The following is a 19595-nucleotide window of genomic DNA, read 5'->3' as shown; positions in this document are numbered from 1 at the left end:
TTTATTATTCAATTATTATTATACTAAAAAATTTTAATACTTCTTTAATCAAGCCAAACGTTCTTGCACAAGCATCTATAATTTCATTTTTATTACTTCTTAAGTAATGAGGAGTATGAACTAACTTATTTAAAATTGCAAATAAATTTTCATCAAATAATTCCTTTTGTAATGTAGGTAATAAACTATTTATACTATCCAAAATTTTAGAATTATATTTTTGAGTTATATTTGGAGAGTTTTCCAATATTTTCGAAATATCTTTTCAATTTAAAAATTTATTTTTCAAAAATATCCTTAAAAGTGTTTTTAAATTTTTATTTACTTTGGAATTACATGAATCAATTTTCTTTACTAATAACTTATAATTACTTTTTACTAATGGTTCCGCCAAACCAAAATCATTTCTATTATTAATAACAGAATTATATTTATCTCATATTTTAAACATGTTCTCATTATTTAAATTTTGATAAAGATTATAAATATATTTATATGCAAATTCATCCATATAAATTAATAACAAAAGAAAATTTTCAATTGTTGTTCTTAAAATAAGAGACAAAGTGGAATAAGGATAACCATTTTTATCTATTATGCTTAAAGCATCTAAAGTAACTAAATCATATTTTCATAAATATTTAATAGATCAAATTAAATTATTATCTTTATTATTAAAATTAATTTTTAAAGACATTTTTTGAATTTCTTTAATATTATCAGTAATTTCAATTTCTTGTTTTTCAGTTTTTGTTTTTGTTTTTTGTTGTTTTAATTTTTTAATGTAATCTTTGTGGTTTTCTGTCTTAAAGACTTCTTTATAAAATAAACTAGACAAATCATCATAAAGTTCTGGCTTAATACCTCGAGTAGTAATCATTTTTTTCAGACATTGATTTACCAAAAAAATTAAAACTTCTTCTTGATTAATTTCTTGGTTTTTTATTATTAATTTTAAATTTTGTGAATCTCAATATAAATTTAAAATATTTGAAATTCTCTCATTATTATCATTAAATTTAATATTTTGAGTCGGTAATAATTCCAAACTAGAAATTTTCATATTTGTAAAATCAATTTTATCTTGAATCTTTGTTTTATTAGTAGATTTATTATAAATTTCTGTCACATACATTATTCATATTCCATTTTTAAGATCTAATTGAATAATTTCTTTCTTTTTATTAAAAATTAAGGAACATTTTTGTACAATTTGATCATAAGTATTATTTTCTTTTTGTAATTTTTCTGCATAATGCATTAAATCATAAAAATATTTAAATCTTGAATGACCTCGTTTACCAATTTCTTCACCCACATGCTTTGAATTTATTGTACGTCAAATTTCAATAACTTCATCTTCATTTTTTGGTAAATCTAAAAATTCTATACTTATATCAGTAGGAATATCATTTTTAAATGCTTTTATAATTTTCTTCATTTTATTAAAAGATAATTTTTCATCTTTAAATGCTTTTTCAATTTTGTCTTGATCTACTTTATTAAAAGAAGAAAAATCAGAAATTAAATTTAATACCATTAATCTTCTATTTCCTTCTACACAATAAAAGTAACCATCTTGACCTTTAATAATAAAAATCTTTGAATATTTATCTCAACCATTTTCTATAATTGAATTTAATAATTCTAAAAAATCAGAAAAATCATCTTCAAAATTTAATAAATGACATATATTATCTATTAAATTATAATTAGTATAATTTTTTTCTTTATTATTTCCAATTTTCTTTCAATCTAAATCTTCCATTAATGTAAATCTAGGGTTAACTGGAAGTAATCTTATATTTCTTCAATTCAAAACTTTCACCTTATTTTTCCTAATTCTTTATATATTCCCAAGAAAGTCATTTAAATTTTAACATAAAAAATATTTTAAAAATATAAGGGAAAAAGAAAAATCAATTTTTAATTTAAATTAAAAATTGATTTTTAATGAAATTTAATTTTATTTATCTGCCAATCTCTTTGCAACTTCAATTAAAAAATCGTTATTCTTGTTACTTTCAATTGCTCGTTCAATGTTCTTTTGACCATATTTTTCATTGCTGTTTGGCAAATTTTTAAAGTTCAATTTTTTCATGTTCGGGCTCCTTGACAATAGACTTTTCAATTTCAGTTTCTAAAATAATTTCATTATTGAAATTCATTCAAATTGAATTTAATAATTTAGTTTTAATTTGTTCTATTGTTTCTTTTTCATTTTTATTATCTGCTATTTCTAACATAAATTTTTCTCATTTTTCTAGATAATCTGGTTTAATATCAAACTTATATAAATATAAACCAATACTATCTAAAAAAGCACCAGCAGACAAGAGTGCAGTTCTTTTGTTACCATTAGTAAAAGGATGATTTATCGTTGCTATCCGATACATAATATCAGCAGTCATATCTAAAACTGAAATATTATCTTTATTAAGAAATCATTTATAACAAACTAAATTATTAATTATTGATGCAATGCTTCCTTTATCCCGTTCTCGATAATTTCCTATTTCTAATCCATTTCTTGTTGGAATTTTCTTACTTAATTCCAATTGACTTAAAATTAATTTAGTTAAAGAAAATACTAATTCTTGATCTAAAACTATTTCTTCTTTAAGTATAATAAATTCATCGGGTTTCTGAATATCTGAACTAAATCTTAAAAGATTATTTCCAATATTTTGAATTTTACCAGAATTAATCGATTTACTAAGTGCCCTATTAAATACTTTGGCATCATTCTGTTCATTAATATATGAAAAAATATATCTAGGTAAACTTAATTCATTCATCATAATCCCCTACTTAAGTTTATGAATTAATCTTATCATTAGTTTTTACTTTTTATCAAAACATTTTGAAAATTATTCTTTACTGTATTAAATAAAAACACATAAAATATAAATATGAAAACTAATAATCTAAGCTAAGATTATTAGTTTTTTTAATAAAAGAATTTATTAATGGTGTTTACAATGACAATTTTCACAATTGCAACTTTCGCAATGACAATTACATTTTTTATCGCTTTTTTCACTAGCCATAATAACCCCTCCTACTTAGTACTTACCTCTATTATATAGAATTATTTTTAAATTATGATTCTAAACTTTGTGAGACACTTTTTTTAGCAACTGCTTCTATTGCTTGTTTAATAACATCTTTTAGATGATATTCATCAAAAACTTTAATCGCTTCGATTGTTGTACCACCTGTAGTAGCAACCTGGTTTTGTAGCATTTCTAAAGATGCTGAACTATTACTAATATTTGCAGCAACACCAAGTAAAAGATTAGTAATAATTACTTTACTATCTGCTTCACTAATGTCATCAACGATTGCTAACTTCATTAATGGTTGTAATCAGTAATACAAATAGGCACTAGCACTACCACAAATGGCAATGAAAGTATGAATTTGTTTTTCAGATAAAACAATTGTTTTGCCTAATCATTTAAAAAGATTTAATGCTTCTTTATTAGCATCTTTTGTTCCTTCTTTTGTTACCATTATCATTGATTGATTATATTGAACAGAAGTATTTGGCATGACTCTTGTCACTGAACAAGTAGGAAAGATTGTTTTTAATTGTTTTAAAGTAATACCACTAGCAACTGATAAAATCATTTGTTTCTTAAAAGTTGCTTGTAACTTACCTTTTAAATCAATAATATTTTGTGGCAATAAAGCTAAAATTATTAAATCGCAATCCTGGATAAATTTTCAATCTTGACTAACTAAAAATCCTTCTTTTTTAAAAGCTTGTTGACTTTCATTACTATTAACAACAATCCTAAAATCAGAATACTTATATCTTTTGCTATTTAATAATCCATTAATAATACTCTTACCTAAGTGCCCTGCACCTAAAATTCCGATTTTCATTTTATCAATCAACTTTCTTTATCCTTTTTCATTTTGTAATTCTTCTTTATTATCTATAAGTATTATTTCTTTTTTATTAACTTCATCCCAAAAATCCTTTGATTCTCTTAATTTAATTTTCAATTTATGTACAATTTTTCAATTTTCTGAAGATGGATTAGTTCTTTCAAGAAATTTAATATTATAATTTAATTTTGCTTGATCTTCAGTAATTTCAATTTTTTTATTATAATCAGGATAATCTTCATTCAAATTAATTTTTAAAAAATCTTTTTCTTTAATTAATTCAATGCCTTCAGATTCTTCATTTCAATTTGCAATCATTTCAAGAAATTCATGAAAATTTTTTAAATCATTTTCATTATGAAAATAATAAGTTATAGTTTTACAAATTTGAGAGAAAATAAAAAAAATAAAAATTTCTTCATCATTTTTTGAATTTAATCCTACAACATCTAAATTATATTCTCCTTTTAATTCATTCATATCTAAAAAAATCGGTAAAGTCGTCTTTCTTAAACTATTTCATTTAGGATTCAAATAACTTTCAAAAACGCATCCTTTGTAATCTAATTTATTATTTTCAAATTTTAATTTACCATGTACATGTCAAATATAACTTTCCTTATATATAGTTGTTAAAAGTGAATCATAATTTAAAGTATAAATATATTGATATTCTTTTTCTTTTAAATACTTTTTAAAATTAATATTTCATTTAGAATTTTTAAGTAAATTAATTTTGCTTTTCTTTTGTAAGTTAGCTAAAAAATAAAAAAATAACAAATCAAAAAAATGTTCAAATTTATTTAAATTTTCATTTTTTATATTTAAAGGAGATTGAAAAATTAAAGCTTTTACTGATCTTTTAAAGGCTGATACTGCTATCTCAACTCCATTAAATTTAGATTCTTGATCTAAATTTATAATACTACTCTTACATTTATCAAATATCTCTAAAAAATCTTCTTTAAAAGAATCAAATTCCTTATATTCAAGTTTTTCTAAAATTTCATTAATTAATTCTAATAATTTTTCTTCATTAGTTAAAATATCAATAAAATTTTTAAAACAAAATTCTTTATTAAATTCAATATTAATACCATTACCACACAGTAAAATTTTATTCATAACTACCTCTTTTACTTATTTTATTATTTTGAATAGAATTAATCATTCCCTTAATTAATATAAATTATTTTACTATTATTTTTACAAAATAAAAATATAATACCACTTTATTTAAAAATAAAAAAAATCCTTTCTTTTAAGAAAGGATTCTCTTGGTCAAGAATAACTCTTGATATAAAACTGGCATCGTGCTATTTTTCCATCTCTGGTATCGTCGCCGCTGATATGCTTAACTTCTGTGTTCGGTATGGGAACAGGTGCGCCATATCGCTATTAACACCAATAAATATTTGGTAATTATTCTCTAAAAACTAGATGTAGACATCACTATAAATTAGTTACAATAGCGCAATTTCTCTAATAAATCCTCGATCTATTAGTATTGGTTAGCTAAATACGTCGCCGTACTTACACACCCAACCTATCAACCTTGTTGTCTTCAAGGGATCTTACTCCTTGCGGATGAGAAATCTAATCTTGGAACTGACTTCGCACTTAGATGCTTTCAGTGCTTATTCATGCCCTACATAGCTACCCAGCTGTGCCACTGGCGTGACAACTGGGGCACCAGAGGTAGGTCCATTCCGGTCCTCTCGTACTAGGAACAGCTTTCCTCAAATTTCTTGCGCCCACGACAGATAGGGACCAAACTGTCTCACGACGTTCTGAACCCAGCTCGCGTACCGCTTTAATGGGCGAACAGCCCAACCCTTGGAAGCGACTACACCTCCAGGATGCGATGAGCCGACATCGAGGTGCCAAACCTCCCCGTCTATGTGAACTATTGGGGGAGATAAGCCTGTTATCCCCGGGGTAACTTTTATCCGTTGAGCGACGGCCCTTCCACACGGGACCGCCGGATCACTAAGCCCAACTTTCGTTTCTGCTCGACTTGTAAGTCTCGCAGTCAAGCACCCTTCTACCTTTGCGCTCTATGTATGATTTCCATTCATACTGAGGGTACCTTTGGGCGCCTCCGTTACTTTTTAGGAGGCGACCGCCCCAGTCAAACTACCCACCAGACACTGTCCTCAGACCAGATAATGGCCTCAAGTTAGAATTTCAGTATAACAAGGGTGGTATCCCAAGGTTGACTCAGTGCCTACTAGCGTCTGCACTTCATCGTCTCCCACCTATCCTGTACAAGTTATACCAAAATTCAATATCAAGTTGTAGTAAAGCTCCACGGGGTCTTTCCGTCTAATCGCGGGTAACCTGCATCTTCACAGGTACTAAAATTTCACCGAGTCTATAGCCGAGACAGCGTCCGGATCGTTACGCCTTTCGTGCGGGTCAGAACTTACCTGACAAGGAATTTCGCTACCTTAGGACCGTTATAGTTACGGCCGCCGTTCACTGGGGCTTCAGTTCAAAGCTTCGCAATAAATTGCTAACAAATCGCTTTAACCTTCCAGCACTGGGCAGGCGTCACCCCCTATACTTCGTCTTGCGACTTTGCAGAGAGCTGTGTTTTTGCTAAACAGTCGCCCGGACCTCTTAACTGCGGCTCATATTTTACTATGAGCACCCCTTCTCGCTAACTTACGGGGTTATTTTGCAGAGTTCCTTAGCTATAGTTATCTCGCTTGCCTTAGGATATTCTCCTTGACCACATGTGTCTGTTCTCGGTACAGGTACCATAATAATATCTTTAGAAGCTTTTCTTGAAAGCAGGGCGTCAGATACTTCGTTACTAGGCGAACCGTTCACTCCCCATCATACTTCAAGGTTAATGTTGTGCGGATTTGCCTACACAACCCTCTTTGTATTTAGCCCAGCACTTCCAGTCGCTGGGATATCCTAGCCTTCTTTGTCACTCCATCAGTTACTATGGTAGTACAGGAATATCAACCTGTTGTCCATCGACTACGCCTTTCGGCCTCGCCTTAGGTCCTGACTAACCCTGGGAGGACGAACCTTGCCCAGGAAACCTTGGTCAATCGGCATGAAGGATTCTCACCTTCAATCGTTACTCATGCCGGCATTCTCACTTTTAAGCGCTCCACTAGTCCTTCCGGTCTAACTTCGTTGCTGCTTAAAACGCTCCCCTACCGCCCATACACTTATAAAAGTGCATAAACCCATAGCTTCGGTACAATGCTTAGCCCCGGTACATTTTCCGCGCAGAATCATTCGACCAGTGAGCTGTTACGCACTCTTTAAAGGATGGCTGCTTCTAAGCCAACCTCCTGGCTGTTTAAACAATTCTACATCGTTTTCCACTTAGCATTGATTTGGGGACCTTAGCTGATGATCTGGGCTGTTTCCCTCACGTCCATGGACCTTATCACCCACAGACTGACTGCTAGATATGAAACAATGGCATTCGCAGTTTAATTGCATTCAGTACCCCGAGGTGGGGCCATCATACATTCAGAGCTTTACCTCCATTGTCCTAATTCTAACGCTAGTCCTAAAACTATATCGGGGAGAACCAGCTATCTCCAGGTTCGATTGGAATTTCACCGCTAGCCACAAGTCATCCACGGTCTTTTCAACGAACGTTGGTTCGGTCCTCCACTAACTGTTACATTAGCTTCAACCTGCTCATGGCTAGATCACCTGGTTTCGGGTCTACGACCACATACTAAACGCCCTATTCAGGCTCGCTTTCACTACGGCTCCACGTCTAAAACGCTTAACCTTGCATGTAATCGTAACTCGCCGGCTCATTCTACAAAAGGCACGCCGTCACCCATTAACGGGCTCCGACTTGTTGTAAGCATATGGTTTCAGGAACTATTTCACTCCCCTTGCGGGGGACTTTTCACCTTTCCCTCACGGTACTGGTTCACTATCGGTGATTGGTTAGTATTTAGCCTTACGCAGTGGTCTGCGCAGATTCCGACAAGATTCCTCGTGTCTCGTCGTACTCAGGATACCATCAGAAGATTTGTTAATTTCGTATACTGGACTTTCACCATCTATGGTGTTGCTTCCCAACAACTTCTACTATTAACAAATTTTGTAACTTCTATATAATGGTCCTACAACCCCAGTTTAAAACTGGTTTGGGCTGGTCCCTTTTCGCTCGCCGCTACTAAGGGAATCGCATTCGCTTTCTTTTCCTCTAGGTACTAAGATGTTTCAATTCTCTAGGTATCACTCTGAATAACTATGAATTCATTATTCAGTACTATCTGATTAGAGATAGTGGGTTTCCCCATTCGGAAATCTCCGGATCAAAGTTTATTTCCAACTCCCCGAAGCTTATCGCAGGTAATCGCGTCCTTCATCGTCTTCCAATCCCAAGGCATCCACCATACGCTCTTAATAATTTATTAGAATAATCCTATTGCAAGATAATTTATAAAAAATTTGATTAAAATTTTGATGTCTACTTTATCTAGTTTTTAAAGAACAATTACAATTTTCAGAAACAAAACAATCTCTGAAAACTAAATAGAACAAAGAACTTTTTTAATAATCCGTACTTTATTAAATCAAGGTTAAATTTCTACATTGATTGATGTCTTAATTAAAAGACAATTCTCCATAGAAAGGAGGTGATCCATCCACATCTTCCGATACAGGTACCTTGTTACGACTTAAGCCTAATCACCACCACTGCCTTGGGTAGCTCCCTCCTTGCGGTTAGGACACCAACTTCTGGCATTGACGACTCTCATGCTTTGACGGGCGGTGTGTACAAGACCCGAGAACGTATTCACCGCGACATTGCTGATTCGCGATTACTAGCGATTCCGACTTCATGAAGTCGAGTTTCAGACTTCAATCCGGACTGAGACTGACTTTTTGAGATTAGCTCGATCTTGCGATTTTGCGACTCTTTGTATCAGCCATTGTAGCACGTGTGTAGCCCAGGCCATAAGGGGCATGATGATTTGACGTCATCCCCACCTTCCTCTAGCTTACACTAGCAGTCTCCCTAGAGTCCCCAACTTAATGCTGGCAACTAAGGACAGGGGTTGCGTTCGTTGCTGGACTTAACCAAACATCTCACGACACGAACTGACGACAACCATGCACCACCTGTATCCTTGTTAACCTCCACTATATCTCTATAGCTTTGCAAGGTATGTCAAGGCCTGGTAAGGTTCTTCGCGTTGCTTCGAATTAAACCACATGCTCCACCGCTTGTGCGGGTCCCCGTCAATTCCTTTGAGTTTCACTCTTGCGAGCATACTACTCAGGCGGAGTACTTAATGCGTTAGCTACAGCACTGCCTTTTTGGCAACACTTAGTACTCATCGTTTACAGCGTGGACTACTAGGGTATCTAATCCTATTTGCTCCCCACGCTTTCGTGCTTCAACGTCAGTGATAGGCCAGTTAGCCGCCTTCGCCACTGGTGTTCCTCCATATATCTACACATTCCACCGCTACACATGGAATTCCACTAACCTCTCCTATACTCTAGTCTTGTAGTTTCCAAGGCGATTAGGAGTTGAGCTCCTAAATTTAACCTCAGACTTGCAAAACCGTCTACGCACCCTTTACGCCCAATAAATCCGGATAACGCTTGCCACCTATGTATTACCGCGGCTGCTGGCACATAGTTAGCCGTGGCTTTCTGGTAAGGTACCGTCATAGATAAAACCATTTCCTGTTTTACCATTTCTTCCCTTACAACAGACCTTTACAATCCGAAGACCTTCATCAGTCACGCGGCATTGCTCCATCAGGCTTTCGCCCATTGTGAAAAATTCCCTACTGCTGCCTTCCGTAGAAGTTTGGGCCGTGTCTCAGTCCCAATGTGGCCGTTCATCCTCTCAGATCGGCTACGTATCATTGCCTTGGTAGGCCATTACCCTACCAACTAGCTAATACGCCGCATCCTCATCAATCAGCGAAGCTTGAAAGCTCCTTTCATTACTGGAAATCATCCAGTAATCTTATGCGGTATTAGCTGTCGTTTCCAACAGTTATTCCCCACTAAATGGTAGATTAGATACGTGTTACTCACCCGTTCGCCACTAAGTATTGCTACTTCGTTCGACTTGCATGTATTAGGCATGCCGCCAGCGTTAATCCTGAGCCAGGATCAAACTCTCATTTAAAAATATGTTAATTTAAGTTATCTTCTGACTTAATTGACGGATTAATTCTTGTTCTATTTAGTTTTCAAAGATCGTTCTATTTTGTAAATTTTTTAGATTTGCAACCTTTTTAAGTCACAATAGGAATATTACCGAAAAGCAGAAACAAAGTCAACAAAAATAAGAAAAAAATAATTATTTTTTTTAACCTTTTTTTATCTTTAAAATTGTATTAAAAATGCACTTCCTTTTTGCAAAGAAAATGCATTAATTAATTGAAATTTACTCTTTAGTTGCTTGATTAACAACTTGCTTTTTATCTTCTTTTTTATCCTTTTTAGGACTTTTTGCTTTTTTATCAGAACTACCTTTTACTTTAGCATCTTTAGTTTCTGCTAATACTGTAGTTTTTTTACTTGTGGGAATATTTACACCTTTATAAGTATTGCATTTCATGCAAGCATGATGAGGTAAAACTACTGAACCACAATTAGGACAATTAGCTGTTGTACGAGAAATTAAAGCATCGTGACTACGACGAGTATTTTTACGCATTTTTGAAGTTCGTCTTGCTGGTACAGCCATATTTCTTCCTCCTTGAAATTACATACCAGTAAATTATATATCTATTTTAAAAAAAATAATAGTATTTTTTAAAACTTTTTTAAGACAAAAAGAAATATTAATCTTTAGTAATCTCTTTTTTAACTTTTAATTTAATTGTTAAGTATTTATCAGATAAAGTAGCAAGATATTTACCAATTCCAACGAAGTTATAAAGTTTTAATGATAAGTTAGGATAGTTCTTATTAATTGGTTCATTTAAAAACAAAAACTTAACAATTGTTTGATTTTCTAAATCCTTAACTCATTTACTATTAATATTCTTTGATTCCGGTACCGATCAATAAAATTCTTGCTTTGCTTCATCATATCTAGTTAATTTACCATAATTACTGCCATCTAAATCAGCAAAAACTACTGACTTATCTTGATCATAAGTTAAATAACCTGCTTGAAAGGCAATAATTTTTAATGAATCTAAATTCTTAATGAAATTTAAGCGACCAATTGCAGCTAATGCTTGCCTTACTGTATATGTTGCTTTAATTGCAAGTAAAGGATAATTAGTTATCTTTTGTTCTTGAACAAGCAAAGTTTCATATTGTAATTTATAAGCAAGAATAATTAATAACTCTTGAACAATTAATTGATGGTGATTAATAAAGTTTGCAATTAAATTATCTTCATCACTAATAAGTGAACGAAAAACTTTTAAACTAGTAACTTCATAAAATAAAGAACAAAATAATAAATTATCATAATAATCATCAACAACAAATTTTGTTAAATCATTTTGTAATCGTAAGTAAAAATAATTAATAATTTGATAATCATTTAAAAATAAAAATTGTTTTAAAATATTTTTATTACGCAATGTTTGATTTTCTTGCTCTTGATAGCGATTAATTGACATTGCTACTCTTAAATAAAAATCATCCAAGTAATGATAAAACAAAATTAGATTCAAGTCATAATCATTAATAATTTTTGCCAAACCTTCATTTTGATATTTTTGATAATATTCCCTAACTACTTGATGCATTCTTTTTGGTACTTGATATCAAGCTTGTAAATTCTTTAAAATAATTTCTTTACTGCGCGCTTCTAAATTCAAAGTACAACCATTAGGTAAACTAAAACCTTGCTCAAAGAGTGCTTTTTGATTTAAAGTTGCTTGATTATGATATAAATTTTTAATACCAATCGTAATATCATATTTTTGATCAATATTAGCAATTAAATCATAAACAACCAATTTATTTTTATTAATTGTTTTTCGTAAACCACGACCTAATTGTTGTAAGAAAATTGTTTTTGAATTTGTTGGTCGTAATAAAATAATCGTATCAATTTCAGGAACATCAATTCCTTCATTAAAAATATTAACAACACATAAATAATTAATCGTTCTTTTTCGAAAATCATTTAAAATTTTATTTCGTAAATGACTAACTTTGCTAGTTAAATAATTTGCTTTTAATCCTTGTGCTTGTAAATAGTTACTAATAATTTCAGCATGAACGGTATTAATACAAAATACTAAAGTTAATGGCTGATGATAAAAACCAATATAATTATTAATCACATCTAATAATAATTTATTTCTTGCATCATTATTTAAAACTTTAAATACTTGTTGATCATTATTCAAATCAATGCCAATTAAATTACTATTAATATCATCAATACAATAATAATCAAATTTTGCTAATAATCTTTGATCAATTGCATCTCACAATCGTAATTCATAAGCAAATTCATTATCAAAATAAGGTAAGATACTTTTATTATCTTCTCGTTCTGGAGTTGCTGTTAAACCAATTATCTCTTGTGGTTGAAAATATTTAAAAACTTGATCAAAAGTATCAGCTGCAATATGATGTGCTTCATCAAAAATAATTAAGTCAAATTGTTTTCGATTAAACTTTTTTAAATGCCGATAAACTGTTTGAATTGTTGCAAATAAATAATCATAATTAAAGTTTTCAGTTTTAACATTTAAAATTTGACCAAAGGTTTTATCTTTTAAAACATTACGAAAAGTATTTAATGCTTGCTCAATAATTTCTTTTTGATGGGCTAAAAATAATAATCTTGGTTTTCTTCCTTGATGATTTTTAATTTGTTGTAAATAATCAAAAGCACTAATAACTGTTTTGCCTGTTCCCGTTGCCATAATAATTAAATGTTTATTTTTCTTAATTCTTCTCCGAAAAACTAATTTTTCTAAAATGGCAAGTTGAAAGTCATATAATAAATAATTAAAAAAATTACTTTGATTAATACTTGGATTAAAGATTTGATTTTGATTTTCAATTCTTGCTAATAATTGTTTTCTTGCTTGTTCATTATTAAAATCAATTAAATTATCATTTCATAATTTTTGATATTCCTGATTAATCCTTTGATATAAACCTTGATTATTAAATTCATTAATTCTAATATTTCATTCTCTTCCCGAACTCATTCCAGGCATTGTTAAATTACTAGAACCAATAATAACTGAAGAAAAACCAGAAGTACGAGTAAAAATTGCTGCTTTAATATGAATTCTTTCACTTCTAATTTCAGTGTTATCTTCAATCCGAATTTTAATATTAGCATATTGTTTAATTAATCGTTCTAATTCATATAAATTAACAAATAATGCTTGATGATCAAAAGTTGTTGTAATTAAAGTAATTGGAATCTGATACTTTAAAGCAAAATTAAAAGCACCTCGTAATTTATTAATCATTGTTTTAGAAATAAAAGGATAAACAAATGCTACAGCATCACTAGTAATAATTTCTTTATTTAATTGTTCTATTAATTTTTGTTCTTCTTGATTGGTAAATAAATAATTATCACTCAAACGAATTTGACTTTGATATTCGTTGCTTTTCGTTTGATCTTTAACTTGCAATAAAATATCTTTCCGAAATTGTTTACTACTAAAATTTGTTAATAAATTATTAATGAAATTAACTTTATCATCAAGATTATTAATTGTTGTTAAATGATTAATTAATAAATGATTAAATTGTTGTCCTAAATATTTATTAATGTCATTAATATTATTAACTTCTTGTTCCAGATTTTTGATTAAATAATTATCATCAATTTCATCGGTTGATTTTAATAATAAATCATAATACCCTTTATCTTTTAATTTATTGCTCATATTAACAACTCTAATACCTTTCACTTAAAAATTATTTTGAATAAGAATATGGATGATCTTTTATTCCTACTTCTTTACTTATTAACTTCTGATAATATTGTTCTTTTTCCTTTAAAAATTGTAATTCATTTTGTAATTCAATAATTTTAGTTTCAACAACTGCTTTTTGATTAATAATCATTAAATGTCTTGTTGCAACAGTGCTTTCGCCTTTAATACATAAATCAATATATTGTTTAATATTTTTAATTGCCATACCAGTTTTCTTCAAACAAACAATCACTTCAATTCATGGTAAGTCAATTTCATTTAAATAACGATAACCATTTGCTTCTCGTTTTATAAATGGCATTAAACCTTTTTCATCGTAAAATCTAATTGTTGCTTCACTAAGATTAAATCGTTTTGCAATTTCATTTAAATATAATTTTTTCATTTTTAATTTCTCCTTGCCTTAAAGTTACTATAATCTTTTACAATTATATCAGAGGTGAAAAAAATGAAAACAAGAACTTTAGGAAAAGATTTAGTTGTTTCTGAAATTGGTTTAGGTTGTATGGGATTAAGTTTTTCCTTTCCACCATTTCCAAGCAAAGAAGAAGCAATAACATTTTTAAGAGCAGCATATCAAAAAGGTGTAACATTTTTTGATACTGCTGAAATTTATGGGCCATTTGTTAACGAAGAAATTGTTGGCGAAGCATTAAAACCGTTTCGTGATAAAGTTATTATTGCAACAAAGTTTGGCTTTAAATATGAAGGTGATAAAGTAGTTGGCTTAGATAGTAGTGAAGCAAATATTCGCCGTGCTATTGAAGGATCTTTAAAAAGATTACAAACTAATTATATTGATTTGTTTTATCAACATCGTGTTGATCCAAATGTTCCAATTGAAACAGTTGCAAAAGTTATTAAACAATTAATGGCAGAAGGTAAAGTTCGTCATTGAGGTTTAAGTGAAGCATCAGCAAAAACAATTCGAAAAGCACATAGTATTTGTCCAGTTACTGCCTTACAAAGTGAATATTCAATGTTTTGAAGAGAACCAGAGCAAGAAATTATTCCAACACTTGAAGAATTAAGAATTGGCTTTGTGCCATTTAGTCCTTTAGGAAAAGGCTTTTTGACAGGTACTGTTAAACCAGGGCAATTATTTGGTGAAGGTGATTATCGCAATACAATTCCAAGATTTAACACACCAGAATATTTTAAAGCAAATATGAAACTTGTTGATTATGTTAAAGAATTAGCTATTAAAAAACAATCAACACCAGCTGCAATTGCTATTGCTTGAATTCTGGCACAAAAACCTTGATTTGTTCCAATTCCTGGAACAAAAAAAATTAGTCGTTTAGAAGAAAACTTATCAGCAATAAAGGTAGAATTTACTGAAAAAGAACTTATTGAAATTAAAAAACATTTAGATACAATTAAAATTGTTGGTCACAGATATAGTGACTTTGCTGAAAAACAAATTGATAAATAAAAATAGCAAAGGAGAAAAAATGAAAAATAAAACTTGATTAATAACAGGCGCCAGTCAAGGACTTGGCTTAGAAACTGTTAAATATTTAATTAGCCAAGGTAATAATGTTATCGCATTTTCAAGAAATCCTGAAACTATTACCAAAGAAATTGGTGATGTGAAAAATTTATTAGCACTAAGTCCTGATTTAAATTCAATTAGCGATATTAGTGAAAAGATTAATTTAGCACTTAAAAAATTTAATACAATTGATATTGTATTAAATAATGCTGGCTATGGACTAATTGGACCATTTGAAGAAATTAGTGATGAAGAAATTAATAATTTATTTAAAGTTAATGTTTTTTATACTTTCAATGTTATTAAATCCGTATTACCAATTCTTCGTAAACAAAAATACGGTCATATCTTTAACACATCTTCAGTTGCTGGTTATCGTAGTTTCGCTAATGTTAGTGTTTATAGTGCTGTTAAATTTGCCCTTGATGGCTTTAGTGAAGGATTAAATGATGAACTAAAACACTTTAATATTTCTGTTTCATCAATTTTACCTGGAGGCTTTAGAACAAACTTTTTAGAATCAACATCAATTAAGTATGCCGATAGTAAAATTAGTGATTACAATTTTGAAACTGATAAGAAAAATTGAAATGCTATTAACCATCAGCAATTAGGAAATCCAAAAGCTTATGCAAAATTTATTTATGATTTAACAACCAAAAAAACAATTCCAACTCATATTTTTGTTGGCAGTGATGCAATTAGAAATGCTTTAGCAAAAATAAAACTAGTAGAAGCAGATATTGATTCATATAAAGAAGCATCAAATCAAACTGGTTTTAAAGACTTTAAAGTAATTCATTAATAAAAAAGAACAAGATTAATAGACTGACCTCCAAATAGTAAGGACAAATTAAAAAATAGTTTGTATAAATTAACTTACTAGATGAAGGTCTTTTTTATCGCTAAAAAGGGCAAAAATTCAAAAAATCTCAATTAGAAGTAAAAAGAAATTATTGATTTTAAAATTTCAAAATTTAATGATTTAAAATTAGTAATGGAAAAATTTAAATTCAGCAATTAAGAAAACAAAAAATGATCGCAATGGAATAATTATCCATTCAGATCACGGTAGGCAATACACATCAAATATATATAAAAATTTCTATACTGCTAATGGCATTGTTATCTCAATGGGAAAAGTATATTCTTGTACAGAGATGCTGTTATTGAAAGTTTTCATATTAGTTTGAAAAAGGGAAAAATTCATAGCAACCATTATTTGAATATTAAAAAATATGTTTTAGATGTCGTTGATTGAAACGATTGATATAATAAAATAAAATTGCAAGACTTTAACATCTTGCAATAATTTTAAAAAGTGTTTTTTATTTAATACTTACTTTTTAGGGTTCACCCTATTAATCTTATTCTTTTTTATTCTTTACTTGTTTCTTTTTTGATTCATCATTGCGAAGTCATCGTCAAAAAGTTCGCAAATAATAAATTGGATAACCTGCTAATAAGACACCACAAACAATTAAACATTTTCATAAGATTCATCAATCATTATTATTAATTACTGAAATATAAACAGAAATAATTGCTCCGGCTAATAAGAGCATATCAGCAATTAAAACGCTAAAAAAAATAATTCCAAAAACAAAATCGTTAAAAATTTTCTGATAATCTTTTCGTTTATGTCGTAATTGTCAAGCAACAATAATTGAAATAAATTGTAAAATTGTGGTAGCAATAACAAAATAAGTAACAATACTATATAACTGATCTCAAAGAATATAAATTGCTGCTAAAACAATTAATAAAATAATTGCCATATAAGGTGATTCATTGCTCTTTCTTACTTTAGCAAAAATTAGTGCTAAATCTTTTTCTTCTGCTAACTTATGAACCATTCGTGAATGATATAAGAAGAAAGAATTTAAAGAACCAAAGAAAATTATTATCACAAAAATATTAAAAGCCAAAATTAAACCAGAAGGAAGTTTTAAATTTTTAAGCGCATCTTGTCAAAAAGTCGATGACATTCAGTCAAGACCATGACTAACATTAATAATAATGAATGACAAAGCTAAAATTAAATAAACAGCAATAACAACAATCGTTGCTAAAATTTTGGCACGAATAATATTTTTTTTCGGCTCTTTAATTTCACCAGCAATATAAGTAACTGATTCTACTCCTGAATAAGCAAACATTGTCATTGCAATTGCTGGTAATAATAAATATGACGATACATATGTTTCTGTTAAATTACTACCACCCTGATTTTTGAAATTATTAAATGAACCATAAATTATCGCAATAACAATAATAAAAAGAATTGGTAAAAGTTTTAAAAATGTAAAAATTGTTTGAGAAACAATAACAAGTTGTTTTAAAAAAATATGGAATAAACCAATTACTAACATTAAACCAATACCAATAGCTTTAATAATTCATGGATTAGTAATATTAAATAATGAAGCAATTAATGAACTACAAGCAATTGTAATACTAGCAATTGCTGTGGCACTAACAATTAAAACTAAAATTCAACCAAACCAAAAAGCAAATGCTTTATAATTTGCTTTTTTTAATCAATTATAAGTCGTACCATTTTCTGGATAACTAACTGTTGTTTCAGCAAAAATTAATAAACTAGGAATAATTAACAAACCACCTAATGCCCAAGCTAATAACATTAAAATTGGATTAAACTTTGCATAAAAAGCAACTTGACCAAAAGAAATTAAAATTGATGATCCTAATGTTGCACTGATGGCAACCATTGTTGTTGTTAATAAACCATATTTTCTTTTTAACATTTCCGCACCAATTAAATCTTTTTTCTTAAATATAACATAGTTTATTAAGTTATAAAAACTATTGATTATATATTTTAATTTTTATTATAATATTTATAGAATAGAGTTTAGAAAGAGGTATTAATGAATCAAAATAATATAAAAGAATGTTAAGTTTTTATTGATGATAGTGGAAATATTGAACTATCAAGTAATAATGAATATTTTATTTATGGAGCTTTAATTTTCACTAGTCAAGAAGCAGTTGATAATTTTAGAGAAAAATATGAAAATGCATTAATAAAATTATTTAAAAATAATAAAGAAGTAAAAGCTGGTTCATCAATATCAAATTGAAAACGTAAAGAAATTTATAATGTTATCAAAAATAATAATTGTCAATTAATATCAGTAATAGAACAGAAAAGTTTATCTGATAGACTAATAGAAATTGAAAAAATTTATGATAAAGAATTAAAATCAAAGAAAAATAAATCATTACAAAATAAATTAAAAATTAAACAAACAAGAAAAAATAATTATGGATATCATAAATCATATCTAATTGGACAACTAATTTGTTTAATAATTGAATCTATCCACCCAACTAAAAAAACAAAAATTAATATTACTTTAGATCAAGAAGATCTTGGCATAGCTGGTAAAAATGGTTCTTTTATTAATTACTTAAAACATGCTCAAAAATATCTAAAAAGTCGTTCATATAATTATACTTTTGTAATGGCAGATTCAAAAAGTGAATATTGTTTACAAGGTGCAGATTTTTTTGCTCATTCAGTTTACTCGTTAAAAAATAAAAATGATAATCAAAAATTTAATTATCTCAATGCACAAAACAATATAATAATAAAAAATTATCCTTATATATCAGAAAAAATTCAATAAAATCTTATATATTTCTTGACACTGCAAATTAAAATGATAAGATTTAAATAGTGAAATTAATGGCCATAGGCTCAGTGCTAACATTGGTAAGAACGTATGTCCGTTTCCATTTTTTTACAAAAGTATATCTAAGATTAGATATACTTTTTATTTTTTTATCCTATAAATTAATTTTAGATCTTAAATATTCTTAATTTTCAATTTTTTATTTTTCACATTTATTCAAAAAAAATTACTAATTGTGAATCTTTTATTCGCTCAATTCTTTTTCTGTAGTTTCTGATATTCCGACTATTTTATTTTTTCGCAATAATGTTATATATTCATTTTTTATTAGAAAAATGAAATTTCTGCTTAAAGAAAATAATTCACTTATAAAGAAAATCTAATGTTGATAAAAGCTTATATGTTTCTATATTTTTAAGATTAAAAAAACAAGTAAATTTAGACTGAAGCAAAATGTAAATACTAAATAAAAAATAATTTTTAAAATTATTACAAGATTTTAAAATCTTGTAATTTTATTTTATTTAAAAAGAACCAATCCTAGATCTTAAAGATTTTTTTGTCTTTGTAAAACTAATTAAAAAAATAAAATGAGTTCAATTTAACTGAACTCATTTTAATTAATCTTTTATTAAAAAGATA

At 28.8% G+C, this 19595-nt stretch carries 12 protein-coding genes and 3 rRNA genes; 3 read left to right on the top strand and 12 right to left on the bottom strand.

The features are described 5' to 3' along the window. Nucleotides 1-4: 4 nt before the first annotated feature. The 11 genes from LT335_RS03190 to LT335_RS03145 form a co-directional block, all read right to left on the bottom strand. Entirely contained in the window at nucleotides 5-1768 is a 1764-nt protein-coding gene (locus tag LT335_RS03190; protein ID WP_249728632.1) for a hypothetical protein, read from the bottom strand. 198 nt (nucleotides 1769-1966) lie between these two features. Then, nucleotides 1967-2101, bottom strand: a complete 135-nt coding sequence (locus LT335_RS04305) for a hypothetical protein (RefSeq protein ID WP_283778631.1) — start codon at nucleotides 2099-2101, stop codon at nucleotides 1967-1969. After that, nucleotides 2082-2798 (bottom strand): Fic family protein, encoded by a 717-nt coding sequence (locus LT335_RS03185; RefSeq protein ID WP_249728630.1) that lies wholly within the window; start codon nucleotides 2796-2798, stop codon nucleotides 2082-2084. Before LT335_RS03185 ends, LT335_RS04305 begins: the two co-directional genes overlap by 20 nt. Before the next feature lie 304 nt (nucleotides 2799-3102). Continuing rightward, complete coding sequence (locus LT335_RS03180; protein ID WP_249728629.1) at nucleotides 3103-3891, bottom strand: pyrroline-5-carboxylate reductase family protein; 789 nt, start codon at nucleotides 3889-3891, stop codon at nucleotides 3103-3105. 18 nt (nucleotides 3892-3909) lie between these two features. Beyond that, nucleotides 3910-5022, bottom strand: a complete 1113-nt coding sequence (locus tag LT335_RS03175) for a hypothetical protein (RefSeq protein ID WP_249728628.1) — start codon at nucleotides 5020-5022, stop codon at nucleotides 3910-3912. Nucleotides 5023-5200: 178 nt separating this feature from the next. Continuing rightward, nucleotides 5201-5306 (bottom strand): 5S ribosomal RNA (gene rrf, locus LT335_RS03170). 72 nt (nucleotides 5307-5378) lie between these two features. Then, a 23S ribosomal RNA gene (locus tag LT335_RS03165) occupies nucleotides 5379-8306 on the bottom strand. 215 nt (nucleotides 8307-8521) lie between these two features. Further along, nucleotides 8522-10042, bottom strand: a 16S ribosomal RNA gene (locus LT335_RS03160). Together the 16S, 23S and 5S rRNA genes form the textbook arrangement of a ribosomal RNA operon. 261 nt (nucleotides 10043-10303) lie before the next feature. Next, nucleotides 10304-10606 (bottom strand): 50S ribosomal protein L32, encoded by a 303-nt coding sequence (gene rpmF, locus LT335_RS03155; protein WP_249728627.1) that lies wholly within the window; start codon nucleotides 10604-10606, stop codon nucleotides 10304-10306. 97 nt (nucleotides 10607-10703) lie between these two features. After that, nucleotides 10704-13748, bottom strand: coding sequence for a DEAD/DEAH box helicase family protein (locus tag LT335_RS04590; RefSeq protein WP_249728625.1), 3045 nt, complete (start codon nucleotides 13746-13748; stop codon nucleotides 10704-10706). A gap of 31 nt (nucleotides 13749-13779) precedes the next feature. Further along, the gene (locus LT335_RS03145; RefSeq protein ID WP_249728623.1) at nucleotides 13780-14184 is read right to left on the bottom strand and encodes a MerR family transcriptional regulator; all 405 of its coding nucleotides are present in this window, start codon (nucleotides 14182-14184) and stop codon (nucleotides 13780-13782) included. 63 nt (nucleotides 14185-14247) lie between these two features. On the opposite strand from LT335_RS03145, the gene LT335_RS03140 reads away from it, so the two are divergent. Further along, nucleotides 14248-15234: an aldo/keto reductase gene (locus LT335_RS03140; protein ID WP_249728622.1), complete on the top strand. Its 987-nt coding sequence runs from the start codon at nucleotides 14248-14250 to the stop codon at nucleotides 15232-15234. A gap of 19 nt (nucleotides 15235-15253) precedes the next feature. Continuing rightward, entirely contained in the window at nucleotides 15254-16099 is an 846-nt protein-coding gene (locus tag LT335_RS03135) for an SDR family oxidoreductase (protein ID WP_249728621.1), read from the top strand. 562 nt (nucleotides 16100-16661) lie between these two features. Here the strand turns inward: LT335_RS03135 and LT335_RS03130 are convergent. Further along, nucleotides 16662-18062 carry an APC family permease gene (locus LT335_RS03130; RefSeq protein ID WP_249728619.1) on the bottom strand — a complete coding sequence of 467 codons (1401 nt, stop codon included), beginning with the start codon at nucleotides 18060-18062 and terminating at the stop codon, nucleotides 16662-16664. A 159-nt stretch (nucleotides 18063-18221) separates the two neighbouring features. On the opposite strand from LT335_RS03130, the gene LT335_RS03125 reads away from it, so the two are divergent. Then, entirely contained in the window at nucleotides 18222-18947 is a 726-nt protein-coding gene (locus tag LT335_RS03125; protein WP_308699464.1) for a DUF3800 domain-containing protein, read from the top strand. The last annotated feature ends 648 nt before the right edge of the window (nucleotides 18948-19595 follow it).

Source organism: Spiroplasma attinicola (assembly GCF_023509825.1).
Classification (GTDB): domain Bacteria; phylum Bacillota_I; class Bacilli_A; order Mycoplasmatales; family VBWQ01; genus Spiroplasma_D; species Spiroplasma_D attinicola.
This window is presented reverse-complemented; position numbering and strand designations above follow the sequence as displayed.